The organism is Paenibacillus sp. 01L418, assembly GCF_056400045.1.
Genome location: NZ_JBFTSN010000791.1, coordinates 1 through 1,094, shown reverse-complemented (window position 1 = coordinate 1,094; position 1,094 = coordinate 1). Strand labels below are relative to the sequence as shown.

At 46.6% G+C, this 1,094-nt stretch carries 1 protein-coding gene; it reads right to left on the bottom strand.

Going from position 1 to position 1,094, the window contains the following annotated elements; all coding sequences use genetic code 11:
• The coding region (locus AC1DSE_RS35670) for a sialidase family protein (RefSeq protein WP_477529169.1) at positions 1 to 1,094 on the bottom strand (1,094 nt) is incomplete at both ends.

Genomic DNA, 1,094 nt, shown 5'->3' with positions numbered 1-1,094 from the left:
GTGTTGGAGTGCCTAATGACGGGTCCGCATTCGGATCGAAGGAGACGCTCGTCACACGAAGATTAGGCGCAAACGACGAACCGGCATTGTTTGATTCAGCTAAAAACACATCGATTAACGAGTTGCTTACACGGTTCGTATAGTACATCACCTTCACCCCGCCATTATCACGCGATACCGTTAAATTGGGCAAAATATTTTGCGATCCTGAAGGGCTATCATCTACTTGAATTGGCGTTGACCATGAAACGCCTTTGTCAGTCGATCGCGAAAGAAATATATGTGCAGAACCTGTACGGTTGTCTTGCCAAGCAGCATAGACGATGCCTTCTCCGTTAAATGGCGAGATATCTACGGCTAAATAAGCAATCGTCAAGACGCGAAAACCAAAGGTTGGAACAGGAAGAGGGGTTGGAACTAACGAGACTGTCGATATGGTAATAATAGGACCATACGTCACTCCCCCATCATCTGATCTGCGCATAAGAAATTGCGGCGTTCCTGGACCATATTGCATCCATCCGACATAAATTTCGCCTGCGGGACCAATTGCGATACTCGATCCAAAATTCGAAACATCTTGAACTTGATTTGTTAACAGAAAGGGGGTAGACCAGGTTATCCCTTGGTCTAGTGATCGCGAAATCAATGTTTCAGAGCTTTGGAAATTGTTGAAATAACGTGTAAAAGCAATATATGCTTGACCAAGATACGGACTGCCATTCGACGTATCTATGCGTATTGACGGCTTGTCGTTATATACCGCGGTGCCAAACCCCTGGTTTACAATGATTGGGGTTGAAAAGGAGGCGCCATTGTTCGTCGAGCGGTACACGATAATGGACGAGTCCCTTACAGGGTTCACATTCAAAGCTGTCGCTGCAACAAGAAACAGATTAGGATAACCGTACGCTGCTACACCATCACCTGATGCCGCGAACCCCGCTGGAGGGGGATTCAGCATCTCGGTGTATGATGCACCGCCATTGACTGACCGGTAGATCGTCGTCATATTATTCCCCGACCGCAGATCATTTGTTGTTACGATGACAGTAGATTGATCCAGTGAATTAAGAGCGATGGAAGGTTCTTGT